Genomic DNA, 16771 nt, shown 5'->3' on the forward strand with positions numbered 1-16771 from the left:
AGTGCCGCCATGCTTGATCTGACCTATGAAGCGCCCAAACCCAAGGTAATTGCTGGGGTCAAGCACGATTGGGAACTGGTGATCGGCATGGAGATTCATGCGCAGGTCTCATCGAATTCCAAGCTGTTCTCGGGGGCATCGACGCAGGTGGGTGCCGAGCCGAATGCCAATGTGGCCTTTGTGGATGCGGCGATGCCGGGGATGTTGCCGGTGATCAACGAGTATTGCGTGGCACAGGCCGTGCGCTCGGGGTTGGGGCTGAAGGCGCAGATCAATCTGCGCTCGGCCTTTGACCGCAAGAACTATTTCTACCCCGATCTGCCGCAGGGCTATCAGATCAGCCAGCTTTATCACCCCATCGTGGGTGAGGGCGAGGTGCTGGTGGAACTGTCGCCGGGCGTGGCGCGGCGGGTGCGGGTCGAGCGTATCCATCTGGAGCAGGACGCGGGCAAGTCGATCCATGACATGGACCCGACGATGTCTTTCGTCGATTTCAACCGCACGGGTGTGGCGCTGATGGAGATCGTCAGCCGCCCCGATATTCGCGGGCCAGAGGAGGCTGCGGCCTATGTCGTCAAGCTGCGCCAGATCCTGCGCTACCTCGGCACCTGCGATGGCAACATGCAGAACGGCAACTTGCGCGCGGATGTGAACGTCTCGGTCTGCCGGGTGGGGCAGTATGAGAAATATCAAGCCACGCAAGACTTTAGCCATCTTGGCACGCGCTGTGAGATCAAGAACATGAACTCGATGAAGTTCATTCAGATGGCGATTGACTATGAGGCGCGCCGTCAGATCGCCATTTTGGAAGATGGCGGATCGGTCACACAGGAAACCCGGTTGTATGACCCGGACAAGAACGAGACCCGTTCGATGCGCAGCAAGGAAGAAGCGCATGACTACCGCTATTTCCCGTGCCCTGATCTGTTGCCGTTGGAGATCGAGCAGGCTTGGGTCGATGAGATTGCGGCTTCGATGCCGGAATTGCCCGATGCCAAGAAAGCCCGTTTCATGGGCGATTTCGGCCTGACCGATTACGACGCCAATGTGCTGACCGCCGATCTGGAAAGTGCCGCGTTCTTCGAGGCCGTGGCGCAGGGCCGTGATGGCAAGCAGGCGGCGAACTGGGTGATCAACGAATTGTTCGGGCGGCTGAACAAAGAGGGCAAGTCGATTGCCGACAGCCCGGTGTCGGCGGGCCAGTTGGGCGGCGTGCTGGATCTGATCGCCAAGGGCACGATCACCGGCAAGATGGCCAAGGACCTGTTCGAGATCATCTGGACCGAAGGCGGCGATCCGGCGGAAGTGGCCGCCGCGCGCGGGATGCAGCAGGTGACGGATACCGCCGCGATCGAGGCGGCTTTGGATGCTCTGATCGCGGCCAACCCGGATCAGGTGGAAAAGGCCAAGGTCAATGCCAAACTGGCGGGCTGGTTCACCGGACAGGTGCTGAAATCCACCGGCGGCAAGGCCAATCCGGCGGTTGTCGGCGCGATGGTGGCGCAAAAGCTGGGCTTGTAAGCCGGTTTCGCAAAGAATCGCCCCCTTGGTCGCCAAGGGGGCTTTTTTCATCGACATTGTTCGGCTCCGAGTTAAATTGATATCAATGTAATTTGGAGGCTGCCATGACAGCGACGCTGTATTACTCGCGCAATCCCAATCCGCGGCTGGCGGTGGCTGTGGCGCGGCATCTGGGATCGGATGTGACGTTTGAATTCGCCATGCCGTTTCACCCGCAATACCGCGAGAAATTCCGCGCGCTGAACCCCTCGGGGCGGATTCCAATCCTGGTTCAGGATGGTCGTTCCTTGTGGGAGGCCGATGCGATTGCCTGCCGCTTGTCGATGGACGCCGGGTCGGATTTCTGGCGGATGGGGGCCGAGATGCCCGAGATGATCCGCTGGATATCCTGGGGCAATGCCCATTTCGTGCGTGCCTGTGATGCAGTGCATTTTGAGCGTGGCACCAAACAGCGCTATGGCTTTGGCCCGATTGATGAGGGCGCGGTGGCGCAGGGGTTGGCGGATTTTCGCGAAAACGCCGCGCAGTTGGATGCGCATCTGACGGGGCGGGATTACTTGTTGGACAGTGGCCTCAGCTATGCCGATTTCCGCATGGCAAGTTATCTGGCCTTCAATGATGCGGCCTGTCTGCCGATTGAGGATTATCCGCAGATCGCGGCCTGGTATGGGCGGATTGCCGCCCGCCCGGCCTGGTCTGATCCGTTCGCGGGGCTGAATACCCCGGAATAGCCGCCTCTGCCGGGCAAGGTTTAGCGGTGATGCGGCACAGCGCTACATGATCTTGCGCTGTGGCGAAATCCGCGCGGCATTGGCCGAAAATCCTTTCTGTGATTGGCCTTATCGGGCGTTCTTCGTATTATGCGCCAAAGTTTCAGGAGCGACCCGATGCAGCGTTACGAATACAAGGTGATTCCGGCCCCGCGCAGGGGCGAGAAATCGCGCGGGGTCAAAACCACCGAAGACCGCTTTGCGCTGGCTTTGACCATGGTGATGAATGATCTGGGCCGCGATGGTTGGGAATATATCCGCGCCGATACGCTGCCGGTGGACGAACGCGCGGGCTTTACCGGTGGGGTCAAAACCAGCTTTCAGAACATGCTGGTGTTTCGCCGGGTGATCGAGGCTGAGGCGGGTGCGCCACCAAAACTGCTGGCGGTCGAGGAAGCGCCGGCGCTGCCGCGTCTGGGGCCTGCCGAAGCGCCCGTGGCGGGGGTGGCACCGGCCTTGGGGCCTGCCAATGCGGTGGCCCCGGCGGTCAGCAACCCGAGTGTGGCGGCAGAATAACTAGCCTGCGGCCTTCAGCGCCTCGGGCAGGGCGGCCTCAAATGCCGCCAGCGCAGTCTCGTCGCCCAGACTGACGCGAATGCAGCGGTCTAAGGGCGCAACCCCCGGCATCCGCACGAAAATGCCGCGCGCGAGCAACTCGGCAAGGACGCGGCGGGCATAGTCGCCGTCGCGGGAGCAATCCATCGTGATGAAATTGGTCGCCGAGGCCAGCGGGATCAGGCCGTTGGCGCGGGCGATGCCGGACAGGCGTGTGCGGGCAGTGGTGGTTTTGGCGCGGATTTCGCTCAGGTAAGCCTGATCCTGCAACGCCGCCAAAGCCCCTGCTTGCGCGATGCGACCCAACCCGAAATGGTTGCGCACCTTGTCGAAGGCCTGCGCCAAGGGCGCGGAGGTGATCGCGTAGCCGACCCGCAGGCCAGCAAGGCCGTGGGCTTTGGAGAATGTGCGGAAGCGGATCAGGTTCGGGGTGTCGGGGTCGATTTCCGGCGCTGTGCCTGCGGGGGCAAGGTCGATATAGGCTTCGTCCAGCACCAGCAGAGTTTGTTCGGGCAGGTTGGCCAGAAGGTCTTGGATCGCAGCCCCCGCATGGTGGCTGCCCATCGGATTGTCGGGGTTGGCGAGGTACAGCATCCGGGCTTGGGTCTGCTGGGCGAGGGCCAGCAGGGCGGCGGGGTCTTCATGATCGCCCTTGTAGGGCGCGCGGTGCAGGGTGCCGCCGTAGCCTGCGACATGGAAGTTGAAGGTCGGGTAGGCGCCAAGGCTGGTCACAACCGGGGTGCCGGGTTCGACGATCAGGCGGGCGAGGTAGCCCAGAAGCCCGTCAATACCCTCGCCGACCACGATGTTCTCGGGGGCGCAGTGGTGATGGGCGGCGAGGGCGGCTTTCAAGGCGAAAACCTCGGGGTCACCATACATCCAGGCCTCGGACGCGGCGGCTTGCATGGCCCGGATCGCGGCGGGAGAGGGGCCGAAGATCGATTCATTGGCACCGAGGCGGGCGATGAATGGCTGGCCTTGCCGGCGCTCTTGCGTCTCGGGCCCGGTGAAAGGGACGGTGGCGGGCAGCGCGGTGGCAAGCGGGGTGAGGATGGGGGCTTTCATGGCCGCGATTTGGGCGGATTTTTGGTGGGCTGGCAAGGGGGATTTGGCATGGTCCCAACGCGGGACCAAAAAAGGTGATGCGTTATCAATGGGATGGCATGGCTGGTTTAAGGGATTTTTAACACTTTGCTGCGCAGGCCCCTAGCGCAGAAACTTGCGGCGGGCTTCTTCGGCGATGGCCTGGCGCATCTCAAGCTGCGCGAGTTTCGCCATGGCCTCTTTGCGCGCGGGCTCATCCGTCAGGGTGGCGAGATGCGCACGCTGCGCGGCGGCCTGCTTTTTCAGGGTGATTTCCTCGGGCAGCACGCCTGCCTCGGCCATGATGCGAAAGCCCACGGCATCACCTGCCGAGACGAAAGCATCACCGGGGCGATCGGGCAAGGGTTTGCCTTCGCCCGCAAGGCCCTGCAGCTCACCCTTGGCGCGGGCGCGGGCGATCTGACGTTCAGCGAGTTTGTTCAGCCATGACATAGCGGCCTCCTGCGGCAAATCTAGGCGCTTGCGGCGGCTGAGGGAAGGGGGCTGTCTGCCCCCCGCCCGTTCCGGGCTCCCCCGAGAGTATTTGAGCCAAGATGAAGCGGCTTCATCTTGGTGAAAATACTCCCGCCGGAGGCATCCGACAGATCGGCCCGGTGCTGCCTTAGCCGAGTTCAGCCAGCCGTTTCAGCGCGGCTTGCAGTTTGGCGGCTTCATCCTCGCGGGCTTCCAGATTGCTGCGCGCTTCCATCACCACGTCTTCCGGGGCCGAGGCCGCGAAATTGGGGTTGTTGAGGCGGCCTTTCAGACCACCGATTTCTTTGGCCAGCTTGTCCATGGTCTTGGTCAGGCGGGCTTTTTCCTCGGCGATGTCGATCAGGCCTGCCAGCGGGATGGCGAAAGAGGCACCTTCGACTGCGACGATGATCGAGCCTTTGGGGGCCGCACCTTCGCTGAAGCCATCAATGCGGGCCATGCGTTTGATCAGCGCCTCGTTGTTGCCCCAAGCGGTGCGGGCGGCGGGGGAAAGCTCGGTCGCCACCAGATCGCATTTCAGGCCGACGGGGACGTGGACTTGCGCGCGGGCGGAGCGGATTTCTTCGATCAAGGTGGTGACGAAGGTCATCTCGGAGGCGGCTTCCGCGTTGATCAGATCGCTGCCATAGGTCGGCCAATTGGTGTGGACCAGCAATTTTGCGCGGGTTCCGGTGGTGCCCCAGAGGTCTTCGGTGATGAAGGGCATCATCGGGTGCAGCAGGATCATCGACTGGTCGAGCACCCAAGCCATCACGGCACGGGTTTCGGGGGCGTCGGGGCCATCGAACAAAGGTTTGGCGAATTCGACATACCAGTCGCAGACCTTGCCCCAGACGAATTTGTAAAGCGCGTCGGCAGCGTTGTCGAAGCGATAGTCTTTCAGGGCGGCGTTGACTTCCGACAGCGCGCGGGCGGTTTCGCCGATGATCCAACGGTTCGCGGTGGCGGTTGCTTTCAGCGGGGTGGTTTGGGTGGCGTGGCCTTCCCAAACGCCGTTCATTTCGGCGAAGCGGCAGGCGTTCCACAGTTTGGTGCCGAAGTTGCGGTAGCCTGCGATGCGGGCGGTGTCGAGTTTCAGCACGCCGCCAAGGCTCGCCATCGCGGCGTTGGAGAAGCGCAGCGCGTCGGCGCCGAATTCGTCGATGATTTCCAGCGGGTCGATGACGTTGCCGAGCGATTTCGACATTTTCTTGCCCTTGGCGTCGCGGACAAGGCCGTGCAGGTAGACGGTTTTGAACGGGACTTCATCGACCACGGCCAGTTGCATCATCATCATGCGGGCGACCCAGAAGAAAATGATATCGGCCCCGGTGATCAGGGTCGAGGTCGGGAAATACTTTTGCAATTCAGGCGTTTGCTCCGGCCAGCCGAGGGTGCCGATCGGCCAGAGACCGGAGGAGAACCATGTGTCGAGCACGTCGGGGTCGCGGTAGAGCATCGGCGGGCAAGTTTCATTCGCGAGCTTTTGTTTTGCCTCGTCGTAAGTCGACACTTCTTCAATGTCGCCTTGATAAAACTGCTCGAAGTTCCGCGCGTCGACATCGTTTCCGCTATCGCCCCGATAGTAGGCGAGAGCTAGTGACGAGGCCTCCCTGAACGTGGGAGCGCAAAAGGCGACGGGATCGGAAAGATCCAGTGAAACGACGCCGCCTGCGCCAATTTTTCTCGGCCCATACCAAACCGGAATCTGATGGCCCCACCAGAGTTGGCGCGAGATGCACCAGGGCTCGATATTCTCCAGCCAGTGGAAATAGGTCTTTTCGCCCGACTCCGGGATGATCTTGGTCGCGCCCGAACGCACGGCATCCAGCGCGGGGCCGACGATTTTGGCGGTATCGACGAACCATTGGTCGGTCAGCATCGGCTCGATCACCACCTTCGATCTGTCGCCGAAGGGCTGCATGATCTTCTTCGCCTCGACAAACGGCTCTCGCGTCAGGTGTTCGCTGCCGGTTTCGGGGTCGATTTCGGAGTGGAGCGTCGAGACGCAAAGGCCAAGCGCGTTGATGTCGGCGACCACGGCTTTGCGGGCGTCAAAACGGTCCATGCCGCGGTATTTCTCGGGCACGAGGTTGAGGGCATCGACTTCGTTCTCGTCGGTGGGCGAACCGGCGGCGATTTCGCGCGCGCGCTTGACGGCGTCGGCATAGGGGGCACCGTCGGCGCGCATCTGGGCGCGGGTGTCCATCAGGCGATACATTGGCAGGTTGTTGCGTTTGGCGACCTGGTAGTCGTTGAAATCATGTGCTCCGGTGATTTTCACCGCGCCCGAGCCGAAAGTGGGGTCGGGGTATTCATCGGCGATGATCGGGATCAGGCGGTCGCACAAAGGCAGATGCACCATCTTGCCGATGATCGACTGGTAGCGCGCGTCGGACGGATGCACGGCCACAGCGCCATCGCCCAGCATGGTTTCAGGCCGGGTGGTGGCGATGGAGATGTAGTTGCGCGTCTCGCGCAGGGTCACGTTGCCGTCTTCGTCTTTCTCAATATATTCATAGGTTTGCTTGTCAGCCAGAATATATTTGAAATGCCACATATGGCCTGCGACTTCGATATTCTCGACCTCGAGATCGGAAATCGCAGTTTCAAAATGGGGGTCCCAGTTGACCAGGCGTTTGCCGCGATAGATCAGGCCCTTGTTATACATATCCACGAAAACCTTGATCACGGCGTCGTGGAAATTGCCGTCCTCGCCTGCGGGGGCACCCGGCGCGCCAGACATGGTAAACGCCTCACGGTCCCAATCACAGGACGCGCCAAGGCGCTGGAGTTGGCCGATGATGGTGCCGCGCGATTTGACCTTTTGCTGCCAGACGCGGGAGAGGAATTTCTCGCGCCCCATCTCACGGCGAGAGGGTTCCTGATGCAGCGCCATGTCGCGTTCTGTCACCATTTGCGTGGCGATGCCGGCGTGGTCGGTGCCGACTTGCCACAGGGTGTCGTGGCCCTGCATCCGGTGCCAGCGGATCAGGATATCCTGCAGCGTGTTGTTGAAGGCATGTCCCATGTGCAGAGAGCCCGTGACATTCGGCGGCGGGATCATGATCGAAAACGCCTCGGCCGCCGGTTTGGCATTCGCGCCCGCAGCGCCGACTTTGCGGTCGATCCAGAGTTTGGAAATCCGGGCCTCGGCCTCGGCGGGGGAGAAGGTCTTTTCCATCGGCATATCAGGCATCCTTAAAGCGTTGGCCTGTCCTATCCAATCGGGGGGGCGAGGCCAAGCGTCAGATGCAAGAGCGCGGCGAAATGCTGGCCAAAGTTTTGCCAATAAGCCGCGATAAGCCTGTGCTGTGGGCTTTGGGGATGCCGATGCGGCTGATCGTGCAGGGGGTGGCGTTGGCGTTGGCGGCGCTGGTGGCGTTTGGCGTCTCGGGCTGGTTTTTCCTTTATGAGCAGGCTCTGCACGCGGAGGGCGTGGTGGTCGAGGCGCGGATCACGGCGATCAGGGCTGACAGGGGTGCGGCCCGCAGTCTGCGTGACGTCGCGGTTGGGCATGGGCCGCTGGTGTTGGCACATCAGACCATGATTTTTGCCTATACCATGCCGGATGGGCGGCAGTTTGTGACGCCGCATCAGGTTCTTCTGGATTATACCGTCGCGCATCACGTGGGGGATGCCGTGCTGCTGCGGGTGAACCCGGTGCAGCCCTTGCAATTTGAGGTCTATGACAAGGAATTCGCGGGCAGCGGGTTTGTCGCGGGGGCGATCGCCATGATCCTTGCGGTGGGTGCTGCGGTCAGCTTCTGGCTGGCCTACAGTGGGTTGCTCGAACGCGCCCAAGCCGCAGCGACCGCACAGATGCCCCGGCCCAAGGTGCGGTTGCGCCGGGTTTATATGCGGCGACCCTGATGCCGCAGACCCGGCAGCGCGGGTGAGGGGGGCTCGATGCCCCCCGAGGCCGCTCTTGGTTTCGGGTCGCCCCTGATTTCAGGCTGGACCGACAAGGGCAAATTCTGCGCCGCTGGGGTCGATGCAATGGGTGATGAAGGCACCGCCGGGGACGGGGGCTGCGTCGTGCAGCACTTTGCCGCCGGATGCTTTGACGGTGGCAATGGCGGCCTCTACCGAAGGCGTGCCGAAATACACCGTCCATTTCGCCGGGCCGGCCTTTGAGGCTTCGGTGAAAATGCCGCCGATGTCCTGACCATCGCGGTTGATCACGGTGTACACCATATCCGGCCCCATCGGCATCGCGCGGGTTTGCGCCCAGCCGAACAACGCGCCATAGAAGGCCAGCGCTGCGGCGGTGTCGGGGGTGGCAAGGTCATGCCAGTTGCCGTGGCCGGGTTTCTGCTGGTTGAACGCCCCGCCCGCTGTGCCATCCTCCATCGGTTCGGGTTGCAGGATGCCAAACACCGCGCCTTGCGGATCAATCAGCACCGAGAACCGACCGGTTCCGGGAATGTCGGTGGGTGGGACGACAATGGTTGCGCCGAGGTCTTTGGCCTTTGCCGCGGTAGCGTCGGCGTCGTCGACGGCGGTGTAGCAGGTCCACGCCACCGGCATACCGGGGTCTGGCGGAAACAGCCCTGCCACCATATCGCCATCGCGCGCGGCGAGCAGATAGGTCATCCCCGGCATGCCGCTGTCGGCCCATGTCCAGCCCAGCAGGCCCGCGTAAAAGCCTTTGACGCTATCCAGATCAGGGCTGGCGAGTTCATACCAGCAGGGCAGGCCGTGAAAGGACATCGGGATCTCCATTGATTGTTTGATATCAATGTAAATCGGCACAGGCTGCCACGACAAGATGATTCCTGCCAGCAGGCGGGCTTTGGCTGATCAGACGGCCCTGTCCAACCTTGTGCTGAGATGGATCAGGCTTTCCGAGGACTTTACCCCGGTCAGCGCGCCGATCTGGTCCAGCACTTGATCCAGCAGTTGCGTGTTACTGGCGGCGATTTGCAGCAGAAGGTCGAAGCGGCCCGAGGTGGTGAAGACGCGTTCGACCTCGGAAATGCCTTTCAGGCGGGTCAGGATGGCGGCCTGAGAGCGCGGCTCGATCGTCAGCAGAACCGAGGCGCGCAGGCGTCCCTGGCGGGCGGCTTCGCCGAGTTTCAGCGTGTAGCCCGCGATGACGCCAGAGGTTTCCAACCGCTCCAGCCGGGCCTGAATGGTGGAGCGTGCCACCTTCAGGCGACGTGCCAAAGTGGCCACCGACATGCGTGCATCCGCCCCCAGCAGCGTCAGAATGTTGCGATCGAGTTCATCCATGCAATCTGTATCCTTTTTTCGTCATTATAACGAAGAAATCCGGCAGTTATATAGTTTTGTTCGGTGAAGTTGTACCCCATATGCGGCATCCTACGTTGCAGGAAAAGGGCGGCTCATACGCACCTGGCCTGGTTGGAAAACCGTGCTGGTCCTCTGAGCCATCGCTGCCCTTTGCAGGCATCGAAAGGGGACTGGCATCTTGTTGGCAGAAAGGAATACGCCGATGGGACTGTCCAAAACAATCTGGACCAATCCGACCGAATATCTGCGCAATCAGCAGCCGGAGAATCCGGTGCTGTTTTTTGCACCGCAGGCCGTCCAATCGGTTGCCCGTAAATTTCTTGATGGATTTCCGGGGCTTGTGACCTATGCGGTCAAATCGAACCCCGGTGAGGAAGTGATCGAGAACCTGATCGCCGCGGGCGTGAAGGGCTTTGACTGTGCCTCGCCGTTCGAGATTGATCTGATCCGGCGCTTGGCCCCGGATGCGGCGATCCATTACAACAACCCGGTGCGCTCGCGGACCGAGATCGCACATTCGGTTGCGCGCAACGTAAAATCCTACTCGGTGGATTCGCACAGCGAATTGGCCAAGCTGATCGAGATGGTTCCGGTTGAGAACTGCGAAATCTCGGTGCGCTTCAAGCTGCCGGTGGCGGGGGCTGCCTATAACTTCGGTGCCAAGTTCGGCGCGACCGAGGAAGTGGCGGTTGAACTGCTGAAGGAAGTGGCGGCGGCGGGCTTTATCGCCTCGATCACCTTCCACCCCGGCACGCAATGCACCGATCCTGCGGCCTGGGCGTCGTATATCCGCGAAGCGGCGGTGATCGCCAAGCGCGCCGGTGTCAAGATCGCGCGGCTGAACGTCGGTGGCGGTTTCCCGAACCACCGCGCCGTGGGCGTGGAGCCGCAACTGGATGCGACCTTTGCCACCATCGACCGTGTGGCGACCGAAGCTTTCGGTGCTGAGCGTCCGGCGCTGGTGTGTGAGCCGGGGCGTGCGATGTGTGGCGATGCGTTCACACTGGCGGCGCGCGTCAAGGCTGTGCGCGACGACATGCATGTGTTCCTGAACGATGGCGTCTATGGCTCGCTGTTTGAGTTGGGCCAGATCGGCATCATTGACCGGATCGAAGTGATCTCGCCCGAAGGCGTGCGCCGCACCGGGGCGATCCTGCCGCGGATCTGCTTTGGCCCGACCTGCGATTCGGTGGACCGTCTGCCGGGTGACGTGCCGTTCCCGGCCGATATTGCCGAGGGCGATTATGTCATCGTGCATGGCATGGGGGCCTATTCGACCGTGACCAACAGCCGCTTCAACGGCTTTGGCGAGTTGGGCATGGTGACGGTGCTGTCACAAAAGCTTTAACTTCACCGTAATCTGGTTAACCTACGCTCTTGGCAGGGAAACTTGCCAAGAGCGTTTTTGTTTGCAGGAGGCGGCGCTGTCGCTGTTCAGCCGGATCAAGCAGTGGTGGCGCGGTCAGCCGACCGTGGAAACCGAAACCGCAGCGCCACCGCCGCCGGGGCGCAAGCGGGGTGTGGTTGACCATGTGATCATTCTGGACGGCACGCTGTCGACGCTGGAGCCGGGGCAAGAGGGCAACTGCGGCCTGATCTACAAGCTGCTGACCGCGCAAGGCCGCTCGGCGCAGCGCACGGTGTATTACGAGCCGGGGCTGCAATGGCAGGGCTGGCGCAAGGGGATGAACCTTGTGCAGGGGCGCGGCATCAACAGCCAGATCCGGCGGGCCTATGGCTGGCTGGCCAGCCATTACCGCGAGGGCGACCGGATTTATCTGATCGGCTATTCGCGCGGGGCCTTTGCGGTGCGATCCTTGGCCGGGGTGATCGACCGGGTGGGGCTTTTGAAGCGCGAACATGCCACCGAGCGCGGGGTGACGCTGGCCTACCGGCACTATCGCCACGACAGCCACCCTGCGGCGAGTGCGGCGTTCTCGCATCGGTTCTGCCATCTGCACGCGCCGATTCAGATGGTGGGGGTGTTTGATACCGTCAAGGCCTTGGGCCTGCGGTTGCCGCTGCTGTGGATGCTGACGGAACAACAGCATCAGTTTCACAATCACCGGCTTGGCGCCTCGATCCAGCACGGCTTTCACGCGCTGGCCTTGCATGAGACCCGCGCGGTGTTCGAGCCGGTGCTGTGGGAATGCCCGCCGGGTTGGCAGGGCGATGTGCAGCAAATGTGGTTTCGCGGTGCGCATGGCGATATTGGCGGCATGATCGGCAATGATCCGACGGCGCGGCCGTTGGCGAATATCCCGCTGGTCTGGATGCTGGAGCAGGCCGAACGGGTGGGTCTGGCGCTGCCCGAGGGCTGGCGCGCGCGATATCCCTGTGATCCGAAAGCGCCGATGGTGGGCACGATGCGCGGTTGGGGGCTGTGGTTTCTGCTGCGCCGCAGGCGGGTGGTGGGGCGCGATGCGTCCGAGCATGTTCATCCTTCGGTGCAGCAGGGCCGTCGTGCGGGCTGGTTGTTCTGGCCGCTGCCACGCGGGCGCTGATCGGGCTTTCCTTGCCGGGTTTGATCAAATAGCTTCGGCGAAAAGGAGATTTTGATGCGCACTGTCACCGTCGCCGCCACGCAATTCGCCTGTTCTTGGGATTTGCCCGCCAATCTGGACCGCGCTGAGGCGCTGATCCGGCAAGCCGCTGCCAAAGGCGCGCAAGTGGTTCTGATTCAAGAGCTTTTTGCGGCGCCGTATTTCTGCATTGAACAACTGCCACAGTATTTCGCGCTGGCCGCGCCGATGCGGGGCAACCCGCTGATCGCGCGGTTTGCCGATCTGGCGCGCGAATTGGGCGTGGTGTTGCCGTGTTCGTATTTTGAAAAGGCCGGGCAGGCATTTTTCAATTCGGTGGCGATGATTGATGCGGGCGGGCGCGTCTTGGGCAATTACCGCAAAAGCCATATTCCGCAGGGGCCGGGCTATGAGGAGAAGTTCTACTTCTCTCCCGGTGATACCGGCTACAAGGTGTGGGAAACCGCGGTTGGCAAGATTGGCGTCGGCATTTGCTGGGATCAGTGGTTCCCGGAATGCGCGCGCTCGATGGCGCTGATGGGGGCCGAGATGTTGCTTTACCCCACTGCGATCGGCTCGGAACCGCCAGCTCCCGGCTATGACAGCCAGCCGCATTGGGAAATCTGTATGCGTGGCCATGCGGGCAGCAACATCATGCCGGTGATCGCGTCAAACCGGATCGGGCGCGAGGTGGCGCCGGGGGGGCGGGATGTGACGTTCTATGGCTCGAGCTTCATTTCCGATCACACCGGGCAACTGGTGGCCAAGGCGGGGCGCGATGCCGAGGAGGTGCTGGTGGGCAGCTTTGATCTGGATGCGATTGCGGATTTGCGCGCCTCGTGGGGGTTGTTCCGGGATCGGCGGCCTGAGACTTATGGTGCGGTGACGGGGATGGATGGGCGCTGATCTGCCGCCGTAGCCGGGCGGCTGATGTCGGATGCGCTCCGCGCGGGAGTATTTTTGCCAAGATGAAGTCGGAAGCTTGGGCTAGGCCAGTTGGCTGTAAAGCCAGACGAGGCCCATGAGAATCGGCTGGTGGATCAGGTAGATCAGCAGGCTGTGCTGGCCGGGCCAGCTTGCGATTTGCACCCATTTGCCGGTCGGTTTGCCGACAAGGCGGGCCCATAGCCCGGTCTGGCTGCCGAGTTTGCCCAAGGCGATCCCGGCCAGAACTGCGCCGAACCACGGAAAGATCGGCTCGAAATCCATCGTGGTGGCGGGGTCGAGAGCGAGGCCTACGAAGCGCAGCAGCGGGGCGTTCAAGGCTTCGGTGTGCCAGTGATAGCTGCCATAAACGAATACGGCGGCGAGGGCGGCGGTGACGATGGCGGGCAGGCGCAGTGCCAAAAGGCCGAGCAGGCTGTAAAGCGCTATGGCGTGCAGGATACCGAAATAGACGTAAAACTCCGGCATGGCGATACGGGTCGCGACGCTGACCAAGGCTGCCGCCCCGGCGATCTTGGCAAAGCGACGCCAGAATGCGGGCCAGCGGATGCCCGCTCCATGTGAAAGCCAGAGACCCAGGCCCGACAGCAGCAGGAACGTTCCCGCCACGATGCGGGCGTGGTAGTAGAAGGTTGGCGTATAGGCGTAGTTATAGGGGATCAGGCCAAACATCAGCAGATCATAGCTGAAATGGAAGGCAACCATGCCCAACAGGGCGGCGGTGCGGGCCAGATCAATCAATGGGATACGGGTGGTTTGCGGCATGGGCCCCTCGGGTTTGGCGCGAGAGTCGCAGGTTGCCCGGAAAGTGGCAAGGGCGGCTCAACGCCGCCCTTTCATGAATTAGCGATGCTTCACATCAACGTAATCGCGTTGCTTTTCACCGACATACAACTGACGCGGGCGGCCGATTTTCTGGTTCTTCTCGGCGATCATCTCTTTCCACTGCGCGATCCAGCCGACGGTGCGCGAGATCGCGAAGATCGGCGTGAACATCGATGTCGGGAAGCCCATCGCATCAAGGATGATGCCGGAATAGAAATCGACATTGGGGTAGAGCTTTTTCGAGATGAAATAGTCATCCGAGAGGGCAATCCGTTCCAGTTCCTTGGCGACTTGCAGGGTCGGGTTGTTGTGGATGCCGAGCAGATCCAGCACCTCATCCGCCGATTCCTTCATCACCGTCGCGCGGGGATCGAAGTTTTTATAGACGCGGTGGCCAAAGCCCATCAGGCGGAAGCCCGAGTTCTTGTCCTTGGCCTTGGCGATGTATTCCGGGATGCGGTCTACCGTGCCGATTTCGCGCAGCATTTCAAGGCAGGCCTGGTTGGCGCCGCCATGGGCCGGACCCCACAGGCAGGCGATGCCTGCCGCGATGCAGGCAAACGGATTGGCACCAGACGAGCCCGCCAGACGCACGGTTGAGGTCGAGGCATTCTGTTCGTGATCGGCGTGCAGCATCATGATCCGGTCCATCGCTTTGGCGAGGATCGGGTTGACGTGATATTCCTCGGCAGGAACCGCGAAACACATATTCAGGAAATTGCCCGCGTAGGACAAAGAATTCTTCGGATAAACAAAGGGTTGGCCGATGGAGTATTTGTAGGCCATCGCCGCGATCGTCGGCAGTTTGGCGACCATGCGGATGGCGGCCACTTCGCGCTGCCATTCGTCATTGATGTCCAAGCTGTCATGGTAGAAAGCCGACATTGCGCCAACCACACCCACCATGGTGGCCATCGGATGCGCGTCGCGGCGGAAACCACGGAAGAAGTTGTGCATCTGTTCATGCACCATGGTGTGCCGGGTCACGCGGCCCTCGAAATCCGACAGCTGCGACGCATTCGGAAGCTCACCATACAGCAGCAGATAGCACATTTCGAGGTAAGACGATTTGTTCGCGAGTTGCTCGATCGGGTAGCCGCGGTGCAAAAGCTCGCCCTTGTCGCCGTCGATATAGGTGATCGCACTTTCGCAAGCGGCGGTCGAGGTAAAGCCGGGGTCAAAGGTGAACACATCCGCCTGATCGTAAAGCTTGCGAATGTCGACGACATCCGGCCCGAGCGTCGGCGAATATACCGGAAAGTCGTAGGATTTTCCGTCAAGGCTTAGCGTGGCAGTCTTGGTCTGTTCGGCCATCTTTCGTCCCCCAATAACAGCCACCCTACGGCAGAGGGTGGCCTTGCGTTCCGGTTCGGCCGTGAAGGGCTGCTTTACGCCGCCGCATCCTCCAGCCGGGCTATCGTCTCTTGCTGACCGATGACCAGCATCATGTCATATACGCTTGGCGTGGCAGAGCGCCCCGCCAAGGCCGCGCGCAGGGGGCTGGCAAGCTTGCCAAAACCGATCCCGTTTTCTGCGGCAACTTGGGTCAGGATCGGCTCCAACGCGTCCTTTGTCCAGCTAACATTTTGCAACTGCGGCGTCAATGTTTTCAGTATACCACGGGATACCGCATCCAGCGATTTGGCCGAAGCCTCATCCGCAACCACGGGTCGCGATATCAAAGCAAAGTGAGCCTTTTCAAGCAGTTCCGGGAAGGTCTTCGCGCGGTCTTTCACACAGTATAGTGCAGATTTGAGCAGAGCAGTCTGCGTATTTGTCAGGGCGGGTTTGCCCGCGGCGGCAAGATAGGCGATCACTTCATGCAGCAGTGCAGCATCGTCGGCCATGGCAATGTGATGGCCGCAGGTGTTTTCCAGCTTTTTGAAATCCAGCCGCGCAGGTGCGCGCCCGATGCCATCCAGATCAAACATCTGCAAGGCCTCGGCCGTGGTGAAGATTTCGGCATCGCCATGCGCCCAGCCCAGACGGGTCAGATAGTTGCGCATTCCGGCGGCAGGATAGCCCATTGCCTGATATTCCTCGACCCCCGTCGCGCCATGGCGTTTCGACAGCTTTTTGCCATCGGGGCCGTGGATCAGCGGGATATGCGCCCAAACCGGGATCTCCCAGCCCATCGCATCATAGATCATTTGCTGGCGGGCGGCGTTGTTCAGATGGTCATCCCCCCGAATGACATGGGTGACACCCATGTCGTGATCGTCGACAACCACGGCCAACATATAGGTGGGTGTGCCATCAGAACGTAAACAAATCATATCATCCAGCGTCGAATTCTGGATCACCACGCGGCCCTGCACGGTATCTTCGATCACCGTCTCGCCGGTGCGCGGAGCCTTCATGCGGATCACGAAGGGCGCATCAGGATAGTCGGCGGGATCAACATCACGCCACGGGCTTTGGAACAGGGCGTAGCTGCCGCGTGCCTCGGCCTCGGCGCGGAAAGCTGCGATTTCTTCCTGCGTGCTGAAGCACTTATAGGCGGTGCCGCGCGCCAGCATTGCATAGGCCACTTCGGCGTGGCGGTCCTTACGCTCGAACTGGCTGACCACTTCGCCGTCCCAATCGAGGCCAAGCCAGGTCAGGCCACGCAGGATGGCGGCGGTCGCCTCGGGGGTGGAGCGTTCGCGGTCGGTGTCCTCAATCCGCAGCAGGAACTTGCCGCCGCGCCCACGCGCGTAAAGCCAGTTGAACAGCGCCGTGCGTCCGCCGCCGATGTGCAGATAGCCGGTGGGCGAGGGGGCAAAGCGGGTGACAACTGGGCGGGACATCTGGCGTTAACCTTTCGGAAACCTGAACGGA

At 61.6% G+C, this 16771-nt stretch carries 15 protein-coding genes; 7 read left to right on the top strand and 8 right to left on the bottom strand.

What is annotated here, in order from left to right:
• Positions 1-9 precede the first annotated feature (9 nt).
• The 3 genes from gatB (at position 10) to ACFOGH_RS01220 (ending at position 2807) form a co-directional block, all read left to right on the top strand.
• Entirely contained in the window at positions 10-1521 is a 1512-nt protein-coding gene (gene gatB / locus ACFOGH_RS01210) for an Asp-tRNA(Asn)/Glu-tRNA(Gln) amidotransferase subunit GatB (RefSeq protein ID WP_380071232.1), read from the top strand.
• A 104-nt stretch (positions 1522-1625) separates the two neighbouring features.
• Positions 1626-2252 carry a glutathione S-transferase family protein gene (locus ACFOGH_RS01215; RefSeq protein WP_380071233.1) on the top strand — a complete coding sequence of 209 codons (627 nt, stop codon included), beginning with the start codon at positions 1626-1628 and terminating at the stop codon, positions 2250-2252.
• Positions 2253-2408: 156 nt separating this feature from the next.
• Complete coding sequence (locus tag ACFOGH_RS01220; RefSeq protein ID WP_380071234.1) at positions 2409-2807, top strand: DUF4177 domain-containing protein; 399 nt, start codon at positions 2409-2411, stop codon at positions 2805-2807.
• On the opposite strand, the gene ACFOGH_RS01225 is transcribed toward ACFOGH_RS01220, so the two are convergent.
• From ACFOGH_RS01225 to ACFOGH_RS01235, 3 genes are all read right to left on the bottom strand, one after another.
• A complete protein-coding gene (locus ACFOGH_RS01225; RefSeq protein WP_380071235.1) occupies positions 2808-3911 on the bottom strand; it encodes a pyridoxal phosphate-dependent aminotransferase in 1104 nt (367 codons plus the stop codon).
• 141 nt (positions 3912-4052) lie between these two features.
• Positions 4053-4382 (bottom strand): DnaJ family domain-containing protein, encoded by a 330-nt coding sequence (locus ACFOGH_RS01230; RefSeq protein ID WP_380071236.1) that lies wholly within the window; start codon positions 4380-4382, stop codon positions 4053-4055.
• A gap of 169 nt (positions 4383-4551) precedes the next feature.
• Positions 4552-7593, bottom strand: a complete 3042-nt coding sequence (locus tag ACFOGH_RS01235) for a valine--tRNA ligase (RefSeq protein ID WP_380071237.1) — start codon at positions 7591-7593, stop codon at positions 4552-4554.
• Positions 7594-7655: 62 nt separating this feature from the next.
• Here ACFOGH_RS01235 and ACFOGH_RS01240 point away from each other — a divergent pair, with 62 nt between their 5' ends.
• On the top strand, positions 7656-8276 hold the full coding sequence (locus tag ACFOGH_RS01240) for a DUF3592 domain-containing protein (RefSeq protein ID WP_380071238.1): 621 nt from the start codon (positions 7656-7658) through the stop codon (positions 8274-8276).
• Between the two features lie 78 nt (positions 8277-8354).
• Here ACFOGH_RS01240 and ACFOGH_RS01245 read toward each other — a convergent pair whose 3' ends face one another.
• Entirely contained in the window at positions 8355-9116 is a 762-nt protein-coding gene (locus ACFOGH_RS01245) for a VOC family protein (protein WP_380071239.1), read from the bottom strand.
• A gap of 90 nt (positions 9117-9206) precedes the next feature.
• Complete coding sequence (locus tag ACFOGH_RS01250) at positions 9207-9638, bottom strand: Lrp/AsnC family transcriptional regulator (RefSeq protein WP_380071240.1); 432 nt, start codon at positions 9636-9638, stop codon at positions 9207-9209.
• A gap of 223 nt (positions 9639-9861) precedes the next feature.
• Between ACFOGH_RS01250 and ACFOGH_RS01255 the strand changes: the two genes are divergently transcribed.
• The 3 genes from ACFOGH_RS01255 (at position 9862) to aguB (ending at position 13087) form a co-directional block, all read left to right on the top strand.
• Positions 9862-11007: a type III PLP-dependent enzyme gene (locus tag ACFOGH_RS01255; RefSeq protein WP_380071241.1), complete on the top strand. Its 1146-nt coding sequence runs from the start codon at positions 9862-9864 to the stop codon at positions 11005-11007.
• Positions 11008-11083: 76 nt separating this feature from the next.
• Positions 11084-12163, top strand: a complete 1080-nt coding sequence (locus ACFOGH_RS01260; protein ID WP_380073942.1) for a DUF2235 domain-containing protein — start codon at positions 11084-11086, stop codon at positions 12161-12163.
• A 54-nt stretch (positions 12164-12217) separates the two neighbouring features.
• The gene (gene aguB, locus ACFOGH_RS01265) at positions 12218-13087 is read left to right on the top strand and encodes an N-carbamoylputrescine amidase (RefSeq protein WP_449248435.1); all 870 of its coding nucleotides are present in this window, start codon (positions 12218-12220) and stop codon (positions 13085-13087) included.
• 81 nt (positions 13088-13168) lie between these two features.
• On the opposite strand, the gene ACFOGH_RS01270 is transcribed toward aguB, so the two are convergent.
• The 3 genes from ACFOGH_RS01270 to gltX form a co-directional block, all read right to left on the bottom strand.
• Positions 13169-13891, bottom strand: coding sequence for a heparan-alpha-glucosaminide N-acetyltransferase (locus tag ACFOGH_RS01270; protein ID WP_380071243.1), 723 nt, complete (start codon positions 13889-13891; stop codon positions 13169-13171).
• 78 nt (positions 13892-13969) lie between these two features.
• Positions 13970-15265, bottom strand: a complete 1296-nt coding sequence (locus tag ACFOGH_RS01275; protein ID WP_380071244.1) for a citrate synthase — start codon at positions 15263-15265, stop codon at positions 13970-13972.
• A gap of 74 nt (positions 15266-15339) precedes the next feature.
• Positions 15340-16740 (bottom strand): glutamate--tRNA ligase, encoded by a 1401-nt coding sequence (gene gltX / locus ACFOGH_RS01280; protein WP_380071245.1) that lies wholly within the window; start codon positions 16738-16740, stop codon positions 15340-15342.
• Between the last annotated feature and the right edge of the window lie 31 nt (positions 16741-16771).

This window comes from Cypionkella sinensis (assembly GCF_042646385.1).
GTDB classification, from domain to species: domain Bacteria; phylum Pseudomonadota; class Alphaproteobacteria; order Rhodobacterales; family Rhodobacteraceae; genus Cypionkella; species Cypionkella sinensis.